At 68.2% G+C, this 22,237-nt stretch carries 22 protein-coding genes; 12 read left to right on the plus strand and 10 right to left on the minus strand.

What is annotated here, in order from left to right:
* The coding region (locus VFU06_05640; GenBank protein HEU5208876.1) for an alpha/beta fold hydrolase at window positions 1-885 on the plus strand (885 nt) is incomplete at its 5' end.
* Window positions 886-909: 24 nt separating this feature from the next.
* Here VFU06_05640 and VFU06_05645 read toward each other — a convergent pair.
* Complete coding sequence (locus tag VFU06_05645; GenBank protein ID HEU5208877.1) at window positions 910-1,569, minus strand: hypothetical protein; 660 nt, start codon at window positions 1,567-1,569, stop codon at window positions 910-912.
* 243 nt (window positions 1,570-1,812) lie between these two features.
* Window positions 1,813-2,211, minus strand: coding sequence for a pyridoxamine 5'-phosphate oxidase family protein (locus VFU06_05650; protein ID HEU5208878.1), 399 nt, complete (start codon window positions 2,209-2,211; stop codon window positions 1,813-1,815).
* A gap of 303 nt (window positions 2,212-2,514) precedes the next feature.
* On the opposite strand from VFU06_05650, the gene VFU06_05655 reads away from it, so the two are divergent.
* The 3 genes from VFU06_05655 (at window position 2,515) to VFU06_05665 (ending at window position 7,309) form a co-directional block, all read left to right on the plus strand.
* Window positions 2,515-4,698, plus strand: coding sequence for a glutamine synthetase III (locus tag VFU06_05655; protein ID HEU5208879.1), 2,184 nt, complete (start codon window positions 2,515-2,517; stop codon window positions 4,696-4,698).
* A 168-nt stretch (window positions 4,699-4,866) separates the two neighbouring features.
* The gene (locus VFU06_05660) at window positions 4,867-6,276 is read left to right on the plus strand and encodes a Na+/H+ antiporter NhaC family protein (protein HEU5208880.1); all 1,410 of its coding nucleotides are present in this window, start codon (window positions 4,867-4,869) and stop codon (window positions 6,274-6,276) included.
* Window positions 6,277-6,457: 181 nt separating this feature from the next.
* Window positions 6,458-7,309, plus strand: coding sequence for a L,D-transpeptidase (locus tag VFU06_05665; GenBank protein ID HEU5208881.1), 852 nt, complete (start codon window positions 6,458-6,460; stop codon window positions 7,307-7,309).
* 116 nt (window positions 7,310-7,425) lie between these two features.
* Here VFU06_05665 and VFU06_05670 read toward each other — a convergent pair whose 3' ends face one another.
* Together VFU06_05670 and VFU06_05675 are read right to left on the minus strand one after the other, a co-directional pair.
* On the minus strand, window positions 7,426-7,911 hold the full coding sequence (locus tag VFU06_05670; GenBank protein ID HEU5208882.1) for a hypothetical protein: 486 nt from the start codon (window positions 7,909-7,911) through the stop codon (window positions 7,426-7,428).
* Window positions 7,912-8,138: 227 nt separating this feature from the next.
* A complete protein-coding gene (locus VFU06_05675) occupies window positions 8,139-8,768 on the minus strand; it encodes a hypothetical protein (GenBank protein ID HEU5208883.1) in 630 nt (209 codons plus the stop codon).
* A 244-nt stretch (window positions 8,769-9,012) separates the two neighbouring features.
* Here VFU06_05675 and VFU06_05680 point away from each other — a divergent pair, with 244 nt between their 5' ends.
* Together VFU06_05680 and VFU06_05685 are read left to right on the plus strand one after the other, a co-directional pair.
* Entirely contained in the window at window positions 9,013-9,933 is a 921-nt protein-coding gene (locus VFU06_05680; protein ID HEU5208884.1) for an NmrA family NAD(P)-binding protein, read from the plus strand.
* A 285-nt stretch (window positions 9,934-10,218) separates the two neighbouring features.
* Window positions 10,219-10,779, plus strand: a complete 561-nt coding sequence (locus tag VFU06_05685; protein HEU5208885.1) for an HD-GYP domain-containing protein — start codon at window positions 10,219-10,221, stop codon at window positions 10,777-10,779.
* A gap of 185 nt (window positions 10,780-10,964) precedes the next feature.
* Here the strand turns inward: VFU06_05685 and VFU06_05690 are convergent, their stop codons facing one another.
* Window positions 10,965-11,144, minus strand: a complete 180-nt coding sequence (locus VFU06_05690; protein ID HEU5208886.1) for a hypothetical protein — start codon at window positions 11,142-11,144, stop codon at window positions 10,965-10,967.
* Between the two features lie 555 nt (window positions 11,145-11,699).
* Complete coding sequence (locus VFU06_05695; protein HEU5208887.1) at window positions 11,700-12,689, minus strand: SDR family oxidoreductase; 990 nt, start codon at window positions 12,687-12,689, stop codon at window positions 11,700-11,702.
* Window positions 12,690-12,931: 242 nt separating this feature from the next.
* Here VFU06_05695 and VFU06_05700 point away from each other — a divergent pair, with 242 nt between their 5' ends.
* From VFU06_05700 to VFU06_05720, 5 genes are all read left to right on the plus strand, one after another.
* On the plus strand, window positions 12,932-13,129 hold the full coding sequence (locus VFU06_05700) for a hypothetical protein (protein ID HEU5208888.1): 198 nt from the start codon (window positions 12,932-12,934) through the stop codon (window positions 13,127-13,129).
* Window positions 13,130-13,139: 10 nt separating this feature from the next.
* On the plus strand, window positions 13,140-13,760 hold the full coding sequence (locus VFU06_05705) for a PRC-barrel domain-containing protein (protein ID HEU5208889.1): 621 nt from the start codon (window positions 13,140-13,142) through the stop codon (window positions 13,758-13,760).
* A gap of 242 nt (window positions 13,761-14,002) precedes the next feature.
* Entirely contained in the window at window positions 14,003-14,182 is a 180-nt protein-coding gene (locus VFU06_05710) for a hypothetical protein (GenBank protein HEU5208890.1), read from the plus strand.
* Window positions 14,182-14,958, plus strand: a complete 777-nt coding sequence (locus VFU06_05715; GenBank protein ID HEU5208891.1) for a Ku protein — start codon at window positions 14,182-14,184, stop codon at window positions 14,956-14,958. Before VFU06_05710 ends, VFU06_05715 begins: the two co-directional genes overlap by 1 nt.
* Before the next feature lie 187 nt (window positions 14,959-15,145).
* Entirely contained in the window at window positions 15,146-16,195 is a 1,050-nt protein-coding gene (locus VFU06_05720) for a Ku protein (protein HEU5208892.1), read from the plus strand.
* 49 nt (window positions 16,196-16,244) lie between these two features.
* Here the strand turns inward: VFU06_05720 and VFU06_05725 are convergent, their stop codons facing one another.
* Window positions 16,245-16,406 (minus strand): hypothetical protein, encoded by a 162-nt coding sequence (locus VFU06_05725; GenBank protein ID HEU5208893.1) that lies wholly within the window; start codon window positions 16,404-16,406, stop codon window positions 16,245-16,247.
* Between the two features lie 121 nt (window positions 16,407-16,527).
* Entirely contained in the window at window positions 16,528-17,517 is a 990-nt protein-coding gene (locus VFU06_05730) for a lipoate--protein ligase (GenBank protein ID HEU5208894.1), read from the minus strand.
* A gap of 193 nt (window positions 17,518-17,710) precedes the next feature.
* Between VFU06_05730 and VFU06_05735 the strand changes: the two genes are divergently transcribed.
* Window positions 17,711-20,131: an ABC transporter permease gene (locus VFU06_05735; GenBank protein HEU5208895.1), complete on the plus strand. Its 2,421-nt coding sequence runs from the start codon at window positions 17,711-17,713 to the stop codon at window positions 20,129-20,131.
* Between the two features lie 74 nt (window positions 20,132-20,205).
* Here VFU06_05735 and VFU06_05740 read toward each other — a convergent pair whose 3' ends face one another.
* Together VFU06_05740 and VFU06_05745 are read right to left on the minus strand one after the other, a co-directional pair.
* Window positions 20,206-21,468: a DUF6596 domain-containing protein gene (locus VFU06_05740; GenBank protein ID HEU5208896.1), complete on the minus strand. Its 1,263-nt coding sequence runs from the start codon at window positions 21,466-21,468 to the stop codon at window positions 20,206-20,208.
* 25 nt (window positions 21,469-21,493) lie between these two features.
* Window positions 21,494-21,889: a YciI family protein gene (locus tag VFU06_05745; GenBank protein HEU5208897.1), complete on the minus strand. Its 396-nt coding sequence runs from the start codon at window positions 21,887-21,889 to the stop codon at window positions 21,494-21,496.
* Between the last annotated feature and the right edge of the window lie 348 nt (window positions 21,890-22,237).

The following is a 22,237-nucleotide window of genomic DNA, read 5'->3' on the forward strand; positions in this document are numbered from 1 at the left end:
CTCACGGTGGGCAGTGCGCCCTTTGAGCTGCCGGCGACGTTGACGATGCCCCGTGCTGCGGGAGAGGGGCCGGTGCCGGTCGTGGTGCTGGTGCACGGGTCAGGGCCGAACGATCGGGACGGGACGGTGGGCGTGAAGAAGCCGCTCAGGGACCTGGCGTGGGGGCTGGCCTCGCGGGGCGTCGCAGTGCTGCGCTACGAGAAGCGCACGCGGGTGCACGCCGCGCGGATGGACCTCGCGAATCCGACGATCGAAGAGGAAACGATTGCCGATGCGCTTGCCGCGCTGCAGCTGGTGCGCACGCAGCCGGAGCTCGATGCGGAGCGCGTGTTCGTGCTCGGGCACTCCCTGGGCGCCATGGTTGCGCCCGAGATCGCGGTGCGGGACGGTCAGCTTGCGGGCGTGATCATGATGGCTGCGGGTGCACGCCCGCTCGCGGAGTCGATGGTCCATCAGCTCGACCACGTGGCGAAGCAGCCGGAGAACCAGGTTCCGCAGGCGGCGGCGCAGATCGCGCAGTTGCGTGCTGCGGCGGAGCGGATCGCTTCGAAGCAGGCGCCTCCGGACGACAGGAGCATGGGCGTGCCGGCGAGCTACTTCTACGACCTGAATGTGCGGGCCGCGCCCACTCGTGCGCTGGAGGTCGATGCGCCGATGCTGATCCTGCAGGGGGAACGCGACTACCAGGTTACGATGGATGACTTCGCTATCTGGAAGCGCACGCTGGAGGGTCGGAACGACGTCGTGCTCCGCAGCTACCCGGGGCTGGATCACTTGTTCGTGTCCGGCGATGCGCCGTCGACACCGCGCGAGACGATGCTTGCGCCGGGGCACGTCGCGCAGGAGGTGATCGAAGACGTCGTGGAGCTGGTGAAGGGCGAGTAAGAGCGGAGTGTGCGGCGCGCGGGATCAGACCGCGCGCCGCGCTGCACGGGCGGCCTCGCTGCCGAAGAGCGGGACCTGTGCGGCATCTCTGGGCACGGGGCGCGGCAGGTGCACGGCAGCCAGCCGAGCGAGCACGTTGTGGTACAGCGTGCCACGCTGCGAGTCGCGCACACCGAGCATCTTCGAATAGATCTCCACCGCAGAGTACGTCGGGTACTCCTCGCCGAGCACGTGCAGGAAGCGGAGCGTGTGCGTCGTGTGCAGCTCGACGAGTGCCATCTCCACCTCGCCCATGTGCATCTCGATCCAGCGACGCAGGTCGTGGTGCACGCGACCACGCAGCCGCTCGCGCACGGCACGCAGCAGCGAGCGGGCCTCACCGAGCCCCTCGTCCTCCTCGTCCTCCTTCCACGCCTGCACGAGCGCGCCCGCTTCCGCGGCGCGCTGGCCGAGCACCGCCAGGGCGCGCGTCATGACCGCCTGGGCGGCTGTCGCGTCCAGCATGTGCACGCGGGCGTAGATCACGAGCATGCGCGGCGCCGTGACGCGATCGCCCGCAAGCTCGACGAGCTCGAGCGCACGCGCGGCGTGCAACTGCAGAACTTCCTCGCTGGCGACAGCAGCAGCCACGTCGAGCTGGCGCCTGACGGAAGGGTCGAGTCGGACCCGTGTTTTCGTGGTCATTTCGGAATCGCTCCTGTGCACAATCCTGCGGGGGCAGGCCTGTGGCAACGCCGCAAACGACGTTCCCCGCGCACATTCGTCACGTCAACGCGCGGAGACCCGATAATCCAACGAGTTACGGGCTGCTGCCGTTTCGGCACGCGGGGCGGCGTCGCGGCGGGCGGACACCTTTTTCCCGGGAATGGCAGGATTTGCGAGCCCGGATTGCGCGTGGGCGCGAGGGTGCGATTCGTGACGCCGGGTTCAGCCCTGTGGGGCCGCGGGCGCGTCCATCCAGAGCACCTCGTGGGGGACCAGCTTCATGACATGCGCGCGAACGAGCCGGGCCGCGTCGCGCACGGACGGCGCCCGCCGACCGGCCATCTGACGGCGCACCACGTCGGCAGCATGCGCTTTCCTGGCCAGCTCGTCGATCCACTCGCCGCGGCCGCGGATCAGCACCGAGGCCCCGGCCCCGGCAGGGACGCTGAGGCAGGCGTCCGCGCATGCCCGCAGCGCGCGCTCCTTGCGACCGGGCTGCATCAGCACGTACGCGGCGCTGCCATCCCACCCGTAGATCACCGGCACCGCGTACGGGGCGCCGGCCTCCACGGCCGTGAGGACCGCCCAGTACCCGGCGGCCAGGACAGCATCGCTGTTCACGCGTTCACCTCCCGTTCGCGGACTGGTCGAAAAAATGCGCACACCGTGCAGTCACAGCCACCCGCGGCGGCCCTGCGGGGCCTCCGCAGTGAGCACTCGTACATCCAGTTTATGCACACATGCACGAATCACCCGTACACCGCGCGCATGACGTACGCAATCTGGTGCCGGACCGTGCAGCAGATTTCGTGCAGGTGATCGAAAATCGGTGCACGATCCACTTTCCGGGCGCGGTGGCGGCGTTTAGGTTCTGATGCGTTCACGCTGCTGCAGCAGACCCTGACCGAGGAGCAAGAGAGTCCTATGCCGTCGAGAGTCGCCCGTTTCCAGGCCATCAGTGCGGTACGTCCGTACACGGCGCCGAATGGTGTCATGCCCGCGAAGTCGATGGACATCGAAGCCATTTTCGGCGAGAACATCTTCGGTCCGCGGGAGATGCAGCAGCGGCTGCCGAAGGCGATCTGGAAGCGCTACCAGGAGCTGACGCGCTCGGGCGAGCCGCTGGATGCGACGGTGGCGGACGCGATGGCGCTGGCGATGAAGGAGTGGGCGAGCGAGCGGGGCGCGACGCATTTCACGCACTGGTTCCAGCCGCTGACGGGCACGACGGCGGAGAAGCACGACTCGTTCATCACGCCGAACGTGGGTGGTGGTGCGGTGTTCGAGTTCAGCGGCAAGGACCTGGTGCAGGGGGAGCCGGACGCGTCGTCGTTTCCGTCGGGCGGGCTGCGGGCGACGTTCGAGGCGCGCGGGTACACGGCGTGGGACCCGACGTCGCCTGCGTTCATCGTGGAGACGCCGAGCGGCTGCTACCTGTCGATCCCGACGGCGTTCGCGTCGTGGACGGGTGATGCGCTGGACACGAAGATCCCGCTGCTCCGTTCCCTGCATGCGATCGACGAGCAGGTGCGGCGTGCGCTGGCGCTGTTCCAGGTGCAGCCGCAGGAGGTGAACGTCACGCTCGGTCCGGAGCAGGAGTACTTCCTGATCGACCAGGAGTTCTACTACAACCGTCCGGACCTGGGGCTGACGGGGCGCACGCTGTTCGGTGCGAAGCCGCCGCGCGGGCAGGAGCTGGAGGACCACTACTTCGGGCAGATCCCGGAGCGGGTGCTGGCGTTCATGATGGAGGTGGAGCGCGAGCTGTACCGGCTGGGTGTGCCGGTGAACACGCGGCACAACGAGGTTGCGCCGGGGCAGTTCGAGATGGCGCCGATCTACGAGAACGCGAACCTGGCGGCGGACCATCAGCAGCTGACGATGGCGACGCTGCGGAACGTCGCGCGCAAGTACGGGCTCGTGGCGCTGCTGCACGAGAAGCCGTTTGCGGGTGTGAACGGCAGCGGCAAGCACCTGAACTGGTCGATCGGCACGGAATCGCACAACCTGCTGGAGCCGGGGGAGAACCCGCACGAGAACATGCAGTTCCTGTTCTTCTGCACGGCGGTGCTGCGCGCGGTGGAGCGGCACCAGGACCTGGTGCGTGCGTCGGTCGCGTTTGCGGGCAACGACCACCGCCTGGGCGCCAACGAGGCGCCGCCGGCGATCATCTCCGTGTTCCTGGGTGAGCAGCTCGAGGACGTGTTCACGCAGATCGAGAAGACGGGGCATGCGAAGACCAGCAAGAAGGCGGGTCTGCTCGGTCTCGGCACGCGCACGCTGCCGCAGCTCCCGGCGCACGCGGGTGATCGCAACCGCACGTCGCCGTTTGCGTTCACGGGCAACAAGTTCGAGTTCCGGGCGCCGGGTGCGTCGCAGTCGATCTCGTGGCCGGCGACGGTGCTGAACACGATCGTCGCGGAATCGATCGACGAGATGACGACCGCACTGGAAAAGGAGCTCGAGCAGGGCGACGCGCTGTCGGATGCGCTGGGTCGTGTGCTGGCACGGGAGATCTCGGCCTGCAAGCGCATCGTCTTCAATGGTGACGGCTACAGCGAGGAGTGGCAGACGGAGGCCGGGAAGCGAGGCCTCCTCAACCTGCGCAGCTCGATGGACGCGCTGGAGCTGCTCACGGCCGGGAAGAACGTGCAGCTGTTCGAGAAGTACAAGGTGCTCTCGCAGCGCGAGCTCGAGTCGCGCGTGGAAGTCTCGTTCGAACAGTATTTCAAGACGATCAACATCGAGGGCGAGGCGACGGCGGAGATTGCGAGCACGATGATCCTGCCTGCGGCCGTCCGTTACCTGCACGAGCTGGGTCGCGCGTCGCGCGGTCTCGAGGCGGCCAGCCACGCCGGCCAGGGGATCAGTGCGACGACGCAGCAGGTCGGCACCCTGGTCGACGAGCTGCGCACCGCACTCGACAGGCTGGTCGAGCAGAACGCGAACCTGGGCGGCGAGGAGGTGCACTCCAAGGCGCGGCACATGCGGGACAACATCATCCCCGCGATGGGCGACGTGCGCGCCGTGTGCGACCGGCTGGAGCGCGTGATCCCGGACGACCTCTGGCCGCTGCCGCGCTACCGGGAGATGCTGTTCATCCGCTGAGCTGCTGCTGCACGGCGGCGGGGCGAGTCCCTGCCGCCGTGTTCTGCTGTACGCGTTCCACGTGCGGTCCATGAGGGCCGCACCCCGCCATGTCGTCGAGAATCGTCCTCCGGCTGGCCCGCCCGTCACCTTGCGAGCATCCTGCCGCGCGCCCAAGTTGCGCCCCCCATGGAGCCAACCTGGACCTCGCTGCTGCCGCCGGTGCTCGCGATTGCATTCGCGATCCTCTGGCGACACGTGTACCTGGCGCTCGCCGCCGGCGTCTGGCTGGGCTACACGATCCTGGCCGGCTGGAACCCCGTTGCGGGTCTGGCCGGTGCGATCGAGGGCGCGATCGGCGTACTCGGCGACCCGGGCAATGCCAAGGTCATCGTTTTCACACTGGTGATCGGTGCGCTGATCGCGACGATCGAGTCGGCGGGTGGTGTGCAGGGGTTCGTGCGATGGCTCGAGGAGCGCGACTACGTGACGTCGCCGCGCCGCGCGCGCATGCTGCCGTGGATCGTCGGGTGCATCATCTTCATCGAGTCGAACATCACGGTGCTGGTGGCCGGCGCGATCGGCCGTCCGCTGATCGACCGGTTCCGCGTGTCCCGTGAGAAGCTCGCCTACCTGATCGACTCGACGTCCGCACCCGTCTGCATCCTGATCCCGCTGAACGCGTGGGGTGCGTACGTGCTCGGCATCCTGAACGAGCTGGGCGTCGCGGATCCGCTCGGCGTGTTCGCGGGATCGATCCCGGTCAACTTCTACGCGATCTTCGCGCTCGCGCTGTCGGGCATCGTGGCCTACTTCGGGTTCGACATCGGTCCGATGAAGAGGGCGGAGGAACGGACACGCGGCGGACAGGTGCTCTCCGAAGGGGCGCAGCCGATGATCGACCCCGACGTGATCTCGCCGCCGGTGGACGAGAGTGTCCCGCGTCGCATGCGCAACATGATCGTGCCCATTGCCACGCTCGTGCTGATGATGCCAGTGGGGCTGCTGATCACCGGCAACGGCGACATCACGGCGGGCAGCGGCTCGACCAGCGTGCTCTGGGCGGTGCTGGCCGCACTGGCCGTCGCGTGGGTCATGCTGGTCGCACAGCGCATCTTCGACGTGAACGAGCTGACCCGCGTCGGACTCAAGGGCGCGGGCGGGCTCGTCGGCCTGGCGCTCGTGCTGCTGCTCGCGCTGGCTCTGGGTGGCGTCACGCGTGATCTCGGCACCGGCCAGTACGTGGCCAACCTGACCGCGGGGCTGCTGCCGCCGTACATCCTGCTCCCGCTCACGTTCCTGGTTGCGGGCGGCATCGCATTCGCCACGGGCACGAGCTGGGGCACGTTCGCGATCATGCTGCCCATTGCCGTGCCGGCCGCCGCGGCGATGGGCCTCCCCCTGGGCCCCTTTGTCGCCGCCTCCCTCGCCGGCGGCGTCTTCGGCGATCACGCCTCGCCGATCAGCGACACCACCATCATCTCGTCCATGGCCGCGGCGACGGACCACATCGACCACGTCCGCACGCAGCTGCCCTATGCACTGCTGGCGGGCTCCGCCGCGACCATCGCCTTCGCCATCACGGGCGCGCTGCTGTAGCCGGGGCGCTTCGGTCGCGCCGGCGGTGTGCAGCGGCGTGGCCCGGCGCCGGGCGTGCTATTCAGCCGAAGCGGCACGCCGCGCCACTGGTCCGAACCCTGCCATAGCACCTGCCCCGGGATCCTGGTCCCGCGCCCGTGGTACATTCAGAGATACACCACCAGCAGCGAAGCAGGCCGAGATGATTCGCAGGGTAGTCCCTCTCCTGGTCGTCCTTTCAGCGGGGTGCGCCTCGCTCCCTTTCCATCGCGGTGAGCCGCGCGACGTCCGGTCCACCAGCAGTGCACCGCGCAGCGCCGAAGACCGCGAGCGAGCGGCGGAACGGCTGCGCGACGCGATGGCGGAAGCGCGCGCGGCGGTGCCGGTGGATCCGGCCGAGGCGCCGCCCAGGGCGGATGCGTCGCGTCGTGTCTGGCAGGCCGCGCTGGATGCGAACGGACGTCGCATCGTCATCTCGCGCGATGCGCGTGCGCTCTGGCTGATGAACGGAAACGCGATCGAGTTCCGCGCTCCCGTGGCGGTGGGCAAGCACGAGCCGTTCTCGTACCGTGGCAGGACGTACGATTTCAAGACGCCGGTGGGCCGGCGCAAGGTGCTCGGCAAGGCGACCGCCCCGATCTGGGTGCCGCCGGACTGGCACTACTTCGAGATCGCGGCAGAGCAGGGGCTCGAGCCGGTGCAGCTGAAGGCCGGCAGCAGGATCGAGCTGGAAGACGGGACGCGCATCGAGGTGCGCGGCAGTGAGGTCGGGCGCGTCAACCAGTTCGGCAATTTCTGGCCGTTCACGCCGGGCAACGAGATCATCTTCGACGGCAAGATCTTCATCCCGCCGTTCGGCACCTCACAGCGCAAGGTGCCCGAAGTGCTCGGCACCCGGAAGCTGGACATGGGGGACGGCTACCTGATCCACGGCACGAACATGAACAGCTCCATCGGCGACGCCGTCAGTCACGGTTGTGTGCGCATGTTCAACGAGGATGTGGAGTGGCTGTACGGTGAGATTGCCACGGGAACGCCGGTGTTCGTGTACTGAGCTCGAGTAGCGGGACCGGCTCCGCCGGGCTCATACCGGTGGCGGCTGGCCCGTTGTCGCGTCGGTGGGATGCCATGCCATGGGACGGGGCCTCTCCGGTCGCCGCGCGCTGAGCGCTACTCCAGTGACCGTCCGCAGCCGTACAGCACCCGCTCGTCCAGCTCCAGTACGATGGCGTGGGTGAAGCCTTCACCGCTCATCGTGTCCGTGCACGGGACCTCGGTCACGGTCATTCGGACCGTGTGCTCCGGCGTCGACGTCGTATAGACGACACTATCCTCCTCCTCGTCGCGGACGGGCTCCGCCCAGGGCGAATCGAACTCGAGCGCGCCGTAATCGGCAAGCACGTGCATGCGCTCGCGGGGGTAGAGCTCGACCACCCAGCCCGGCTCCTGGCCAACGGCGCGGAAGCGGACACCGCGACGCCGTGCCGCTTCCCACACGGCGCCGCTGCTCTCGAAGTACTCCGCACCGTCCGCGTCTGCCGAAAGACCGGCCGCAGCGTTCCGGTCCGCGCTGGCGTCCGGTGCGTCCGCGCCTGCGCAGGCGCCGAGGGCGAGCAGCGCGAGGAGCGGTGTCGCTCGAAGCATGATCCGGGTCATGTTCACCTCCGGCGTGGGTGGAGGATGGACGGTTCGCGGTACATCCGGCGTGCGTGCGTGTCCTCCGCCGAGTAGCGCAGGCGTGGTCGTCGCTGCCACCGTGTCGGACGCGTGGGTCTGGTTTTTCCCGTGCGTGGCGGAGGCCTGGAGCAATAGTAGGTGAAAAAAAGAACGGGGGCGACATCGCCCCCGTCCGAGCTGCGTTCCCTCGGCTGGCCCCGTGCAGATCAGCGTCGGTTCAGCAGCACCGCTTCAGCGCGGCCGTCCTGGTTTGCGTCGATCAGCTGTGCGATCGGGACGTCGCCCGCGAAGACGTTCAGCACGTACCCCGTTCCGGAGCGGCCCCAGGCGCCGAAGAGCCCGTCCGCGTAGCCGGAGCTGCGGCGATGGTCGTCGAGCCGGCCATAGACGCGGCCGCCGAGGAGATCGCGCAGGGTGTTCGACCCGAACCGGCTGTCGTAGCGACGATCACGGCGCTGGAAGATCACGTCCTCCCAGCTCACCCGATCCCAGCGGTCACGCTGGTAGCCGCGACCGAGGTCGTAGCCCTTCTGCCGGCACCAGGCACGCCCGTGCACCGGATGGCCCTGGCCGTTCTGGCAGAACTTCGGGCCCTTGTTCCTGCTGCGATAGCGGTCGTCGTAACGGTCGTCGCGGCGGTCGTACCGGTCCCGCTCGCGGTTGCGGCGATCGTAGCGGTCGTCGCGGCGATCGCGCGTGGTGCCGATCACGCGCCCTTCACGACGCTCGACGCTGCTGCCGCGTGCCGTGCCGGATGCGCGCCCGGACTGCGCGAACGCATCGACCGGGATGGTGAGCAGCGCGCCCGCCGCGATCGCTACCATGAGTGCCTTCATGTCCTGCCTCCTGATGGAGTCCGCTTCGGCCCCGTAACCATTCATGAACCGTGCACGCGCCCGATCGCCGACAATCCGCATGGTTACGCGGAATGTCGGCTGTCCGGCTGACGCTGCTGACCACCGTGGGGGGCATTCGGCTGTCCGGATCAGTGGACGAATTGCCGCGGGCCGACGCAGCACCGAGATTGCGCGGGCCCTGCTGCCGGCGCACCGCCGCGCAACAGGCGGCACGGAGGGTTCGGTGAGAAATCTGAAGGTACTCGTTGCTGAATCGACCGGCCTGGAGGGGTCGGCCGTCGCGCTCTGGCTCCTCGCCAACGGTCACGACGTGATCGCGATGACCCGCGACCTGGCCCATCCGATGGCCATGCGCCTGATGCGACGCGGTGCCCGCCTCGCCTGGGCGGATCCCGCGGACCAGGCCGCCATCGAGGAGAGCATGCAGGGATGCGACGCCCTGTTCCTCGCGCATCGCCCCGACGAGGATCCGGAGGCGACGGTCAGCAACGGCACCACCATCGTGGATACCGCCGCGGCAACCGGCCTGCAGCACGTCGTCTACTCCTCTGTGCCCGCCGCCCACGAGCCGACCGGCCTCCCGCACTTCGACAGCAGGCATGCCGTCGAGACACGCCTCGCGCAGCAGAGCGTGCCGCACACGGTCGTCGCACCCGCCTGGCTCATGGAGAACTTCGCCTCGGACCGGTTCATCGACCAGTTCCGTGAGGGTCGGCTCGCGCTGCCGTACCCGGCCAACCGGAAATTGCAGCAGGTAGCCGTGGACGACGTCGCGCGCTTCGTCGCCCTCGCACTGGAACAACCGGCGGATTTCGTCGGTCGGCGCTTTGCCCTCGCCGGGGATGAGCTGACCGGGCTCGAGATGGCCGCCACCTTTGCGCGTGTCCTGGGCAGACCGCTGCGCTACGAGGAGCAGCCACTGGCGGCCGCGTGGGCGGCCGACGCCCGCGTCGCAGGCACCTTCGAGTTCCTCGCCCGGACCGAACCCATGGTGGACGTGGCCGCGCTGCGCGAGCGGTTCGACATCAACTGGCACACGCTCGACGGCTGGGCGCGGCGACAGTCCTGGGATGGCGTGCTCGGCTCAGGTGGACAGGATGCACGTGGAAGCGCGCGGAAAGGTCCCGCGTCACGCGGCTCGTGAAGGGGTGAGCGAGACTCTCCCACCGGGACTCGCTCTCAACGGGACGAAATCCCCCAGCATCGGCAGTTCTTGACACAACCCTGACACACTTCTTACCGCGCCTCCACCCGCGCATGCGACAGCCGGCCTATCTTCGGGGAAACAACATTTCGCACGTTCAGCGAAGAGGCTGAGTTGGGTGGGTTTCCGCCGGTCGAGGGGAGAAGCGGCTTTCCGCATGCCGCCACCGGACACCAGGGATCCGAACGGGCCTATCACCGGTTCGCCGAGAGCTGGTGCACGGCAGTGGAAGGCGTCGATCCCATGGCGAAGGGACACAGCGCCCGCGTCGGCCTGTACGCGTCGGCGCTGGCCGAGCGCGTGGGAATCGCGGCGGACGCGCTCCCCTGGTACCGCATCGGCGGGCTGCTGCACGACGTCGGCAAGGCAGTCATCCCGGTGGCCCTGCTGACCAAGCCCGGCGCACTCACCGTTGCCGAGCGGCGCGAGATCGAGCGGCATCCGGTGGTCGGCGCAGAAATGGTCGCAGCTCTGAAATGGCCGTTCGATCTCCATCCCATGGTGCTGCACCACCACGAGCGCTGGGACGGAGGCGGCTACCCGCACGGGCTCGCCCGCGCGACCATTCCGCTGTCCGCACGCATCATGGCGATCGCCGACGTCTTCGACGCCCTGACGTCGGAGCGGCCCTACCGCCCCGCATACTCGCCCCGCCAGGCCATTGCGATCATGACCGCGGACAGCGGCGGCGCCTTCGATCCACACCTGTTCGACGCATTCCGGGAAATGATGGCGCCGCAGATCGCGGCGGGAACGGCGCGGCTGCCGGAGCGAGCGATCGCCTAGGGGGGGTGGCGGGAGGGGCTGGCCGTGCTGCGGACGGACAGCTTGCGCAGAGGCTGTCCGTGCTGCGGGCGATGCGACTCGCCCTGGAGCGTTTGCCTGCTGAAGATGCCAAAAAGGACCCGCCCCTTCTCTCGGGGCGGGTCCTCTTTCTCGAAGGGGACCGCATGGGTCGCGGCGGCGCGACCTCAGTTTTCCTGCTCGATCAGGCGCCCGTACCGTGCATGAAACACCGGCGCCATACGTTCGCACCAGGCCTGCTCACTTCCGCCGCGCGCGATCCAGCGGTACATCAGCCGCCTCTGCAGCTCCATGTACGCATGGAAGGGCGACTGCGCGTCCGGAAGAATTCTCTCGAGAAGCAGCATCGCTACCTCCTCCCTTTGCGTCCGCCGGTGCACCCTGCGCCGACTCGCGTAACTGTCTCTACGGAAGAGGTGTGCCGGAGGTGGCATTGTCGTGAAATGCCTTGGAGGCCAATGGATTATCTGGTTTCTTGGGTATCGGTCAGGCGGGCGAGCGGCCTCGGGACAGGACGGTCGGGCGGAACGGACTGTACTGCTCAGGGGACAGATGGAGGCGTGGGCCCCGGGTGGCTTTCAAGACCGTTCCCTGCGGCATTGTTGGCTCATGGGCCGCCCTGGGACGCGAAGCCGCTGCCTGGGGTGGGCCCTGTGCGGTCGTCCTGTGGATCGCGCCGGCGGCTCCGGCATTGATCGCCGGAAAGGCTACAATTGCCTGCCGCCGCCGCGTCGTTTGTGACGTTTCCGGCGCTGATCGCCGGAAAGGCTACAATTGCTTCCCGCCGGCTCGTCTTTTGTGACGTTTCCGGCGTTATTGCCGGAACGTCCGCAGCCGTCGGTTCCGGCACGATGGGTCGCACCCCCTGCAACCTGCCAGGTCAACGTTCTCACCTGGCACGTCTACCCCGCGATTGGCTGGCCGCCGAGCACGGGCAGCACCTCGCCGCTGATGTAGCTGGACATGGAGGGGGCGGCGAGGAAGACGTAGGCGGGTGCAAGCTCCTCGGGCTGAGCGGGGCGGCCCATGGGTGTTGAGGCGCCGAACTCGGGCACCTTGTCGGCCGGGAGGTCGGCGGGGTTCAGCGGCGTCCACACGGGGCCCGGTGCGACGGCGTTCACGCGGATGCCGCGGCTGACCAGGTTTGCGGCGAGCGACTTGGTGAACGCGTGGATGGCGCCCTTGGTCGCGGCATAGTCGAGGAGCGACGCCTCGCCCTCGAGACCGGTGATCGAGCCCGAGTTGATGATGACGGCGCCTTCCTTCATCTCACGGAGGGCGGCGCGCGCCATGTAGAAGTAGCCGTAGATGTTGGTGCGGAACGTCATGTCGATCTGCTCGTCGGTCAGATCCTCGAGGCGGTCCTGGTGCTGCTGGTAGGCGGCATTGTTGACGAGGATGTCGAGTCTGCCGTATGCGGCGACGGTCTGCTCGACGGCGGCGTCGCAGAATGCGGAGTCACGGACGTCGCCGGGAATGAGCAGGCAGCGACGACCTTCGGCCTCGACTGCCTCGCGTGTCTCCTCGGCGTCGCTGTCCTCGCTCAGGTAGACGATCGCGATGTCGGCGCCCTCGCGGGCGTAGAGCACCGCGACGGCGCGGCCGATGCCGGAGTCGCCGCCAGTGATCAGGGCGACCTGGTCCTGCAGCTTGGCGGAGCCGCTGTACGTCGGGGCCGTGTACTCCGGCCGCGGGGTCAGATCGGACTCGAGGCCGGGTTTCCGGAGCTGCTGCTCGGGCATCTTCGGCTCGGGCTGCTCCTGGTCGCGCGGCTGGACGACGTCCTTGCTGCCGCGCTTCTTCCCCTTTGCGCTCTGGCGGCGCTGCTCCTGGTCCTTCTGGAGCGCGCGTTGCTCAGCCGCGGTTCGCTTTGCCTGCCTGCTGGATGCCACGATGGGTGCTCCTGCTGCGGTGATGCCCTGCGCCGCCCTGGGTGCACGGATGGAGGGGGCAATCCGCATGCCCTGCCCGCGGCGTCGGGTGTGCCTCCGCGTGTCCCCCGCTTGCCGGGGCGTCGGATGTCAGGGCGTCGCGTGCCATCGCGTGCCACCCCGGTCCTGCTGGCTTCCGGATTGCATTGCACACGGCGCGGAAGCCGCGCCCGCTGCGCGGCCCTGCCCCGGGAGAGGTGGATATGGCGGAGATCCATGTCGAGAGAAAACAGGGATCGTCGATGAAGTGGCTCTGGGTGCTGGTGCTGCTGATCGTGCTGGCGCTCATAGGGTGGTGGCTGTGGCAGAGCGGAATGCTCGGCGGCACGGACACGGACACGACACGTACGCCGCTCGACACGATCTCGCTGCTGCAGGTACCCGCGTTACTGAACAGCTAGGAGGTAAGCGATGGCGAGGGATGAACGCATCCGCCGCGACGCGGCCGGTGTGGGCCCTGACCCCGAGTTCAGCCGGCGACTGTATCCGATCGATGAACTGAAGGACTTCAGCATCGCATCGGGTGAGCCGGACGTGCGCGGATGGGAAGTGCGCACGCTGAACGGTCGTGAGGTGGGCGAGGTGGAGGACCTGCTGATCGATCCGGCGCGCGGCGAAGTCGTGATGCTGGAGGTCGACCTGGACCGAAGCGGTCGCCATGTGAACGTGCCGCTGCGCTCGGTGCAGCTCGACCGCGAGCACCACCACATCATCGTGGACAGCGCCGATCTCGGCACCGGTGAGGAGGTGTTCGACACGCGTGCCCGCGATCGCATGACGGACGAGGATCGCCGTCACCTCGACGAGGACATCCGCGACTCGCGCACGCGCGACGTTCGCTATGGCATCGCAGATCGCGACGAGCGCGGCGCCCGCATCGAGGAGGAACGCCTCGACCGCGAGGTGCGCGCGGCGGATCTTCCGCGTGAGACCGAGCGCGTGGACGAGAGCGGCCAGCGCGTCGTAGAGGAGGTCGTCGTGCGTCGGCGGGTCATCGATCCTGACGCGGTCGAGAAGGATCGGCTCGAATAGTTTTATCTACCACAGAGGACACAGGGAACACAGAGTCTTTCTGCGAACGATGCACACTGCTTCGACATCGTGGCGCACGCAGGTGGCGACGAGCGAGTCATGCTGCGGGTACCGCGAAGCCGTACACAAACAAGTGTGGCCCGGCGTGTGGTGCGCGTTGTTGCGACTCTGTGTTCCCCGTGTCCTCTGTGGTAGAGAGAATCGCGAGTGGAAATGTGGCAAACGCTGGTGATAACTCGCGGGTGATGCCGTTGCCGTGGTGGCTCGCTGACGGCGAGGAAGTGTGCGAGCACTGCCTGCAGCGGTACGCGTACGAGGTGGAGGTGCGGTGCGTCGTGTGCGATGCGCCGCTCTGCCCGCAGTGCGTCATCGAGGTGCGTGCGACGCGCGAGTCGTACTGTCCCGGGTGCGAGGAGGCCTGATGGCGGCGCGCGCGATATGGAAGGGTGTGCTCGGGCTCGGCTCGACGGAGCTGCCGGTGAAGCTGTACAGCGCGGTAGAGCCGCGGAAGGTCAGCTTCCGGTTGCTGCACAAGTCGGATCGTGAGCCGCTCAAGCAGCGGATGGTCGATCCCGAATCGGACGAGGCGGTCGAGTACAAAGAGGCGCGGCGCGGCTACCCGACCGATGATGGTCGTGTCGTGATCCTGGATGCAGAGGAGCTCGACGAGCTGGAGCCGGAGCCGTCGCGTGAGATCGAGATGACGCGCTTCGTGCCCGTGAGTGCCGTGGACCCGCACTGGTACGACCGGCCGTACTGGCTCGGTCCGGACGGGAGCACGGATGACTACTTCGCACTCGCCGCAGCGCTGGAGGACAGTGGTCGCATCGGCATCGCGAAGTGGGTAATGCGCAAGAAAGAGTATGTCGGTGCGCTGCGGGCGGAGGCCGGCTACCTGATGCTGGTGACGATGCGCCATGCGGGTGAGGTGGTGAGCGCGGATGCGCTGCAGCCGCCGGGTGGGCGCAAGCTGGATGCGCGCGAGCTGAAGATGGCGGAGCAGCTCGTCGATGCACTCGCTGGCGAGTTCGAGCCGGAGCAGTACCAGGACGAGTATGCGGCGCGCGTGATGGAGCTGGTGGAGGCGAAGGCGAAGGGGAAGAAGCTGCCGAAGAAGCGGGCACGACGGAAGGCAGGGGCGGATGAGTCGCTGGCGGACGCGCTGGAGAAGAGTCTGAAAGCGGCGCGTGCAGCCTGAAGTGCTCTGAACTGCGGGTTATGGGCGGTGGGTGGTGCGAGGTGGATGTCGCGCGCCCTAACTGCTCTGAACTGCGGGTTATGGGCGGTGGGTGGTGCGAGGTGGGTGTCGCGCGCCTGGTGGGCGCGCTGGACACTGCGGGTTTGAACTGCGGGTGGGGGGTGGCGGGCCGTGCCCCGGAGGATGAATGGCGGAAGACGAAGATCTCGAGCTCGAACAGGAGGACGGCGGGGCGCGGTTGCGGCCGTTCTGGTCGGGGACGATCAGCTTCGGGCTGGTGAGCGTGCCGGTCGACCTGTATCCGGCGACGCGGCCGAAGCGGGTGTCGCTGCGCATGCTGTCGCCGGAGGGGGTGCCGCTGGCGCGGCGGTACTATGACGAGCGGCACGACCGCGAGATCGAGCGGGAGGAGATCGTGCGCGGCTTCGAGATGGATGACGGGGAGATGGTGCTCGTCACCGACGAAGAGCTGGAAGCGCTCGAGCCGGACAAGACGCGCGACATCGATCTGCGTCGCTTCGTTCCTGCGGGAGCGATCGACGCGCGCTTTTTCAACCGCGGCTACTTCCTGGCGCCGTCGGGCGAGTCGACCAAGGCGTACCGCCTGCTGGCGGCCGTGATGGAGGAGACGAAGCGCGCCGGCATCGCGACGTTCGTCATGCGCGGCAAGGAGTACCTGGTCGCGATCTTCGCGGAGAACGGGATCCTGCACGCGGAAACGCTTCGCTTCGCGGATGAGCTGCGGGCGCCGGACGATGTCGGCCTGCCGGAGGCGCGCAAGCCGAAGGCCGCAGAGGTGAAGAAGTATGCACGCGCGATCGATCGGCTGAAGAAGCAGTCGCTCGCGGAGAAGGAGCTGCGCGACGAGTGGGCGGACCGGCTGCTGAAGCTGGTGCAGCGCAAGGCCAGGAAGGGGGAGGACACCGTCGCTCTGCCGGAGGACGCGGAGGCTCCGGCTGACAGTGACGTGATCGACCTGATGGAGGTGCTCAAGCGCAGCCTGGAAGGCGCCAGGGAGCGCAAAAGCGAGCGCGGAGCCAGATCGTCGGGGAAGCGCTCGTCGTCTGCGGGTGATTCAACCAGGAAAACGTCCGCAAAGAAACCCGGCGGCGCGAGTGGGGATCTGTCGGAGCTGTCGAAGGATGAGCTCTACGAGCGCGCGCAGCAGCTGGACATCGAAGGACGCAGCAGCATGAACAAGGCTCAGCTCGTGCGTGCGCTGGAGAAGGCAGGGTAGCGGCAACTACGTGCCGCTACCCTCCACACCACCACCCCACCCCACCACGTTACTTCTCGATCTTGCCCTGCGAGAACCGGGTCCAGTTCAGCCACCACCAGCGTGCGGCGGCGGTGAGCTTCCCATGCTGAGTGCGTGCTGCCGGACCGTGCTGGTCTGCCTGCGTCCCGGCGCCGACCGTGCCCGGCGACAGTTGAATCAGAAGTGCCATGATGCCCTCCCGTGCCCCACCCGTTACGACTGCCTGCGTGGAAGAAATCTGCGGCAGCGGCGGGTGGGGCTAAAGGGCCATTTGCGACATGATCGGCAGACCAATTGGCGGGGTGCGGGGCTCAGTCCACCAGCAGGGCGAGGAAGTCGTCGTGCTCGATGCCGCCGAAGAAGTCGCTGAGATCGATCTGTGACAGCACCTTCGCCAGCGCCTCACGCTCGTACCGGCTGCCCTTGAGCCGCACCTCGATCTCGGCGGGATCGTTGCGGCTCATGAAGTCGCCGAAGATGCGGACGGACGTGATCTCACCGCGATCGACCTGGATGCGCAGGTCGATCTCACCGACCGGGAAGCGCCTGGTGCGCTGCGTGTTGAACTTCGGCGATTCGCCGTAGTTCCACTCCCACGTCCGGTACTTGTTGGCCGACAGCTCCTCGACCGCGGCCCAGTCCTCATCGGTCACCTCGTGCAGCACGGCCTCACCGCCCTCGAAGATGCGCTCGACGATCTTTGCCCTGAGCGTGTGCACGTCGAGCGGCTCCGGCAGGAACTCGCTGATGTTGGCGACGCGGCTGCGCACCGACTTGTGCCCCTTCGACTCGATCTTGCCAGGCTTGACGTTGAGCGCACCCGTCACCGCGTCGAGATCCGAGTTCACGAGCACGGTGCCGTGGCTGAACATGCGTCCGCGCGAAACGAACTGCGCGTTGCCCGAGATCTTGCGCCCGTCCGCGATGAGGTCGTTGCGGCCGCTGACCTCCGCGGGCACCCCCATCGCCTGCAGCACCTCGACGACGGGCCGGGTGAACTCCTCGTACCGGTTGAACCGGCCGGGCTGGTACGGAGTCAGGAAGCTGAAGTTGAGGTTGCCCTCGTCGTGATAGACGGCGCCGCCACCCGAGATGCGTCGCACGACGTGGATGCCGCGCTCGCGCACCACGTCGGTGTTGATCTCCTCGATGGTGTTCTGGTGGCGACCGATGATGATCGACGGCTCGTTGATGTAGAAGAGCAGCAGGCTCTCGTCGCCGGTCCGCGTACGGAGGATGTGCTCCTCCAGCGCGAGGTTGACGCGTGGATCGGTGATGCCGCGGTTGTCGATGAGTTCCATGGTCCGTTGCGTTTCGGTTGCGGGTTCCCGGTATGGTAATGAACCCGCGCGGTCCGGGTAAGTTCTCGGGGGGACGCACCTGGCGCGGGACTCGTCCTTCCGCGCCGTGGTCTCGCCCCAGTTGCGTTGCCCGGCCGGGGACGGGGGTCCATCGTGCAACGCAATCGATCCCATAACGCATGGGGAGCGGAGAATGGCACGGTCGCAATACGCCGGTGAGCTGCGTCAGGACGTCGCCTATGCGTTCCGTTCGCTGCGTGTGCGACCGGGCTTCGCGCTGGTGGTGATCCTGACGCTGGGGCTCGGCATCGGCGCGAACAGCGCGATCTTCAGTGTCGTGAATGCAGTGCTGCTGAAGGGGCTGCCCTGGGCGAACGGCGCCGAGCTGGTGCTCGTGCAGTCCGATTACGCCAACGGTGAGCAGTACCCGCTTTCAGCGCCGGACTTCGCGAGCATCGCGGAGTGGAACCGCGTGTTCGACGACATCGCAGCGTTCGCGCAGACGCGTTCCACGCTGACCGGGGTCGGCGAGCCGACCGAGCTGCGCGGCGCGCTCGCGACGGAGGGGCTGCACGAAATGATCGGCGCGCGCGTCGTGCTCGGTCGGCCGCTGCAGCCCGCGGACCATGCGCCGGGTGCGCCGGACGTGGTGCTGCTCAGTCACGGGCTGTGGCAGCGCCTGTTCGGCGGTGATCCGTCCGTGCTCGGTCGCACGCTCACGCTCTCGGGGCAGCCGTACGAGGTGGTGGGCGTGCTCGCACCGGGCCGGGAGATGCCGGAGGACGCGGAAGTCTTCGGCGCGCTCACGCGGGACTCCACGTTCAGTGCGACGACGACGTCGCCGGCGAGGCGCGGCGAGTTCCTGAACGTGGTGGCGCGCGTCCGGCCCGGTGTCACGATGGCGGCCGCACACGCGGAGATGCAGCGGCTCGGCAGCCAGATGCAGGAGCAGTTCCCCGCAACCAACGCGCGCATCACGTTCAGTGCGACGCCGCTCACGCAGGTGATGCTGGGCGACGTACGTACGCCGCTGCTCGTGCTGCTCGGCGCCGTAGTTCTCGTGCTGCTCGTCGCATGCGCGAACGTGGCAAACCTGCTGCTCGCCCGTGCGACCTCGCGCGGCGGAGAGCTCGCGGTGCGTGCTGCACTGGGCGCAGGGCGCGGCCGGCTCGTACGCCAGCTGCTGACTGAATCGGTCGTGCTCGCAACGATCGGCGGCGCGCTCGGCCTGCTGCTCGCGTTCTGGGGCACGCGCGCGCTCGTCGCCGCGCAGCCGGCGGACATTCCGCAGTTCGAGCGGATCGGCGTCGATGGTGCGGTGATCGCGTTCACGGGCGTGGTCACACTGCTGACTGCGCTGCTGTTCGGTGCACTGCCCGCGCTGCAGGCGACGGGTACGCGACTCATGCAGACGCTGCGTGCGAGCGGGCGTGGTGGTGCGGGTGGCGGGCAACGGCTGCGCTCCGGACTGGTCGTCGCGGAGCTCGCGCTCGCGGTGGTTCTGCTCGTGGGCGCGGGGCTGCTGATCCGCAGCCTGTTCGAGCTGTCGCGTGTCGATCCGGGGTTCCGCCCGGCGGACACCTACTCCATTCGTGTTGCACTGCAGGGGCCCCGCTACGACGAGCAGGAAACGCGGCGGATCGCATTCGACCAGCTCACGCGGCAGCTGCGCGCGCTGCCGGGCGTGCAGAGCGTCGGTGCGACGACCAGCCTGCCCGCGACGGACAACGCGTCGCTGTTCGGCTTCGCGATTCCCGACGGGCCGCCAATGCCGCCGAATCTGGCCGCGGAGATCCGCGTCGTCATCGTGACGCCGGACTACTTCCGCTCGATCGGCGGCACGCTCGTACGCGGTCGAATGTTCGACGAGCGCGACGGCCCGGAGGCGCCGCCGGTTGCACTGCTCAACCAGGCCGCGGTCGCGACGTGGCTCGCCGACCGGGATCCCGTCGGCGTCCGCGTCAACGCGAACGGAGACCGGGAAGTGGTGGGCGTGGTCAACAACGTGCTGCAGGTGCGGCCGGGTGAGCCCGATGATCCAGAGATGTACATCCCGTACGCTCAGCTTTCCTCGCGCAACCTCTACTTCACGATCCGAACGAGCGGCAGCCCGGCATCCGTGGTGCCGCAGATCCGCAGCGCGGTGCGCGCGCTGGACCCGAACCTGCCGCTCGAACCCGTACGACCGCTGACAGAGGTCCTGGGCGAGAGCATCGCGCGGCCGCGCTTCTACACGACGCTGCTCACGCTCTTTGCCGCACTCGCGCTCGGCCTCGCGGTGATCGGCATCTTCGGCGTCATGAGCTACGTCGTGGCGCAGCGCCAGCACGAGATCGGGATCCGCATGGCACTCGGCGCAGATCGCACGCGCGTGCTCGGCATGATCGTGGGCAACGCACTGGCACTCGCAGGCCTCGGGCTCGCGATCGGCCTGGCTGGCGCGCTCGTGCTGGGGCGCCTGTTGCGCACACAGCTCTACGGTGTGGACGTGTTCGATCCGCTCACGGTCGCGGCCGTGCTGGCCCTGCTCGGGGTCAGTGCGGTAGCCGCCAGCCTGGTGCCTGCGCGTCGGGCGGCGCGGGTGGAGCCGGGAAAGACGCTGCGGGAGGCGTGACCAACGCGCGCAGGTGAGAGGCGTGACAGGACGAACAGCGCGCGACGCGTCGAGGCCGGAGGCTGCGTCATGCGTCAGCCTCGCTCGCGCGCCGCGGCTGCCTTTCTCTGGAGGTAATCGCGCTCGGGGATGCTCTTCGTGAGCTGCGCGGCCGCTGCGTAATGCTCTGCTGCGCGTGACGTATCACCGAGCATCTCGTACAGGTGTCCCTGCACGGCATCCAACCGGTGGTTGCCGCGCAGGCGCGGCCCCTCGCGCAGGTCGTCGATGATCGCAAGGCCCCTCCCGGGCCCGTGCACCATGGCCGTGGCGATCGCCCGGTTGAGTGTGACCACGGGATTGCCGGTCATCCGCTCGAGCAGCTGGTAAAGTGCCAGGATCTGCGGCCAGTCGGTTTCCGCAAAGGATGGCGCGGCGTCGTGCAACGCGGCGATGGCTGCCTGCAGCTGGTACGGCCCCACGGCAGACTGCCGGAAGGCGTGCTCGACCAGGGCGGTTCCTTCGCGGATCGCGTCCGCGTTCCAGAGCGTGCGGTCCTGTTCGTCCAGCGGGACGAGCTCACCGTGCGGCCCGGTGCGGGCACGACGCCGGGCGTCCGTCAGCAGCATCAGCGCGAGCAGCCCGCTCACCTCGGGCTCGTCCGGGACCAGCGAGTGCAGCATGCGCCCGAGCCGGATCGCCTCTTCGGCCAGGTCCACGCGCTGAAGTGAGGGGCCCGCGCTGGTCGCATACCCTTCATTGAAGACCAGGTAGATCACCTGCATCACGGCGCACAGCCGCTCGCCGCGCTCCGTTGCAACCGGCATGCGGAACGGTTCGCCCGAGCTGCGGATGGTCTGTTTCGCGCGGCTGATCCGCTGCGCCATGGTCGCTTCCGGCACCAGGAACGCGCTCGCGATCTCGGCCGTGGTGAGGCCGCCAACGGCACGAAGGGTGAGCGCAATCGCGGACGTGGGCGTCAGCGACGGGTGGCAGCACATGAACAGCAGTGTCAGTGAATCGTCATGGGTGGCCGCGACGTCGACGTCGTGTGGCGGAACGAATGCCCAGTCTGCCCACGCATCGACAGCAATGGCGTTCTCCCGGTTACGGCGCGCGAACTCGGCGCGAACGTGATCCGTCAGGCGTCGAAAGGCGACGCGATACAGCCAGCCCTGCGGATTGGATGGGATTCCGTGCGCGGGCCACTGCTGCGACGCCGCGATGAGTGCCTCCTGGACCGCGTCCTCTGCCGCGGCAAAGTCAGCGTGGCGCCGTGCGATGGCGGCGAGCACCTGCGGCGCGGCGTCGCGCAGCACACGATCGGTCTCGCCGGTGATCGTTTCGCTCACCTTCATGGTGCTCGCCGCTCGCAGCCTGGCCTCAGTCCTCCGCCGGTGCGCCCATCACCTGGCGCACCTCGATCGGCATGTTGAGCGGTGCGCCACCCGGGCCGGGCGCGGTGGACGCCTTGCCGGCGATCTCGTAGGCGCGCTCGGCTGAATCGACATCGACCATCCAGTAGCCGGCGAGGAACTCCTTGGACTCGGGGAACGGTCCGTCGCTGACGACCGGATTGCCGTCGCTCCCTGCGCGCACGACGCGCGCCTCGGCCGGCGGGGCGAGCCCCAGGATGCCGGCCAGCTCGCCGGCCTCCTCCAGCTCGCGGTTCAGCTCGGTCAGGAAGCGCAGGTGCGCGTCCAGGTCCTCCTTCGACCAGGAGAAGAGGTCCCAGTCGCCGGTGCCGCGCGGTGCGTGCATCATGAGAAGGAATTTCATGGTTCTGTCCCCTGCATGAGTTGCCGTGTCGGGAAGGCCGGTGTGCCTTCTGTATGGAGTCGGAGCCGTGGGATCGGTTTCGACATCCGGTGGGGGAAGGCGGGCCCGGGGCCCTGGGCCCTGGGCCGGGGCCGGGGTTTTTCCGGGTCAGGGTTTTCCGGGGCCCGGTTATGCGCCACGCGTCGCGGCGGGCGGCGTCGCCTGGCGCGCAGTGGGGCACGGACACCGATTACGCGTCAATCGTCCGGGCGAGCCCGCGACGGCTGGCGCCCTGTCGGGCACAGGCACCGCCAGGGCGCCAAACGACGTCGGGAGCCGACACGTTTGTCGCGCCAGCGGGGGCGCGGC

The organism is Longimicrobiales bacterium (assembly GCA_035764935.1).
GTDB lineage: Bacteria > Gemmatimonadota > Gemmatimonadetes > Longimicrobiales > RSA9 > DASTYK01.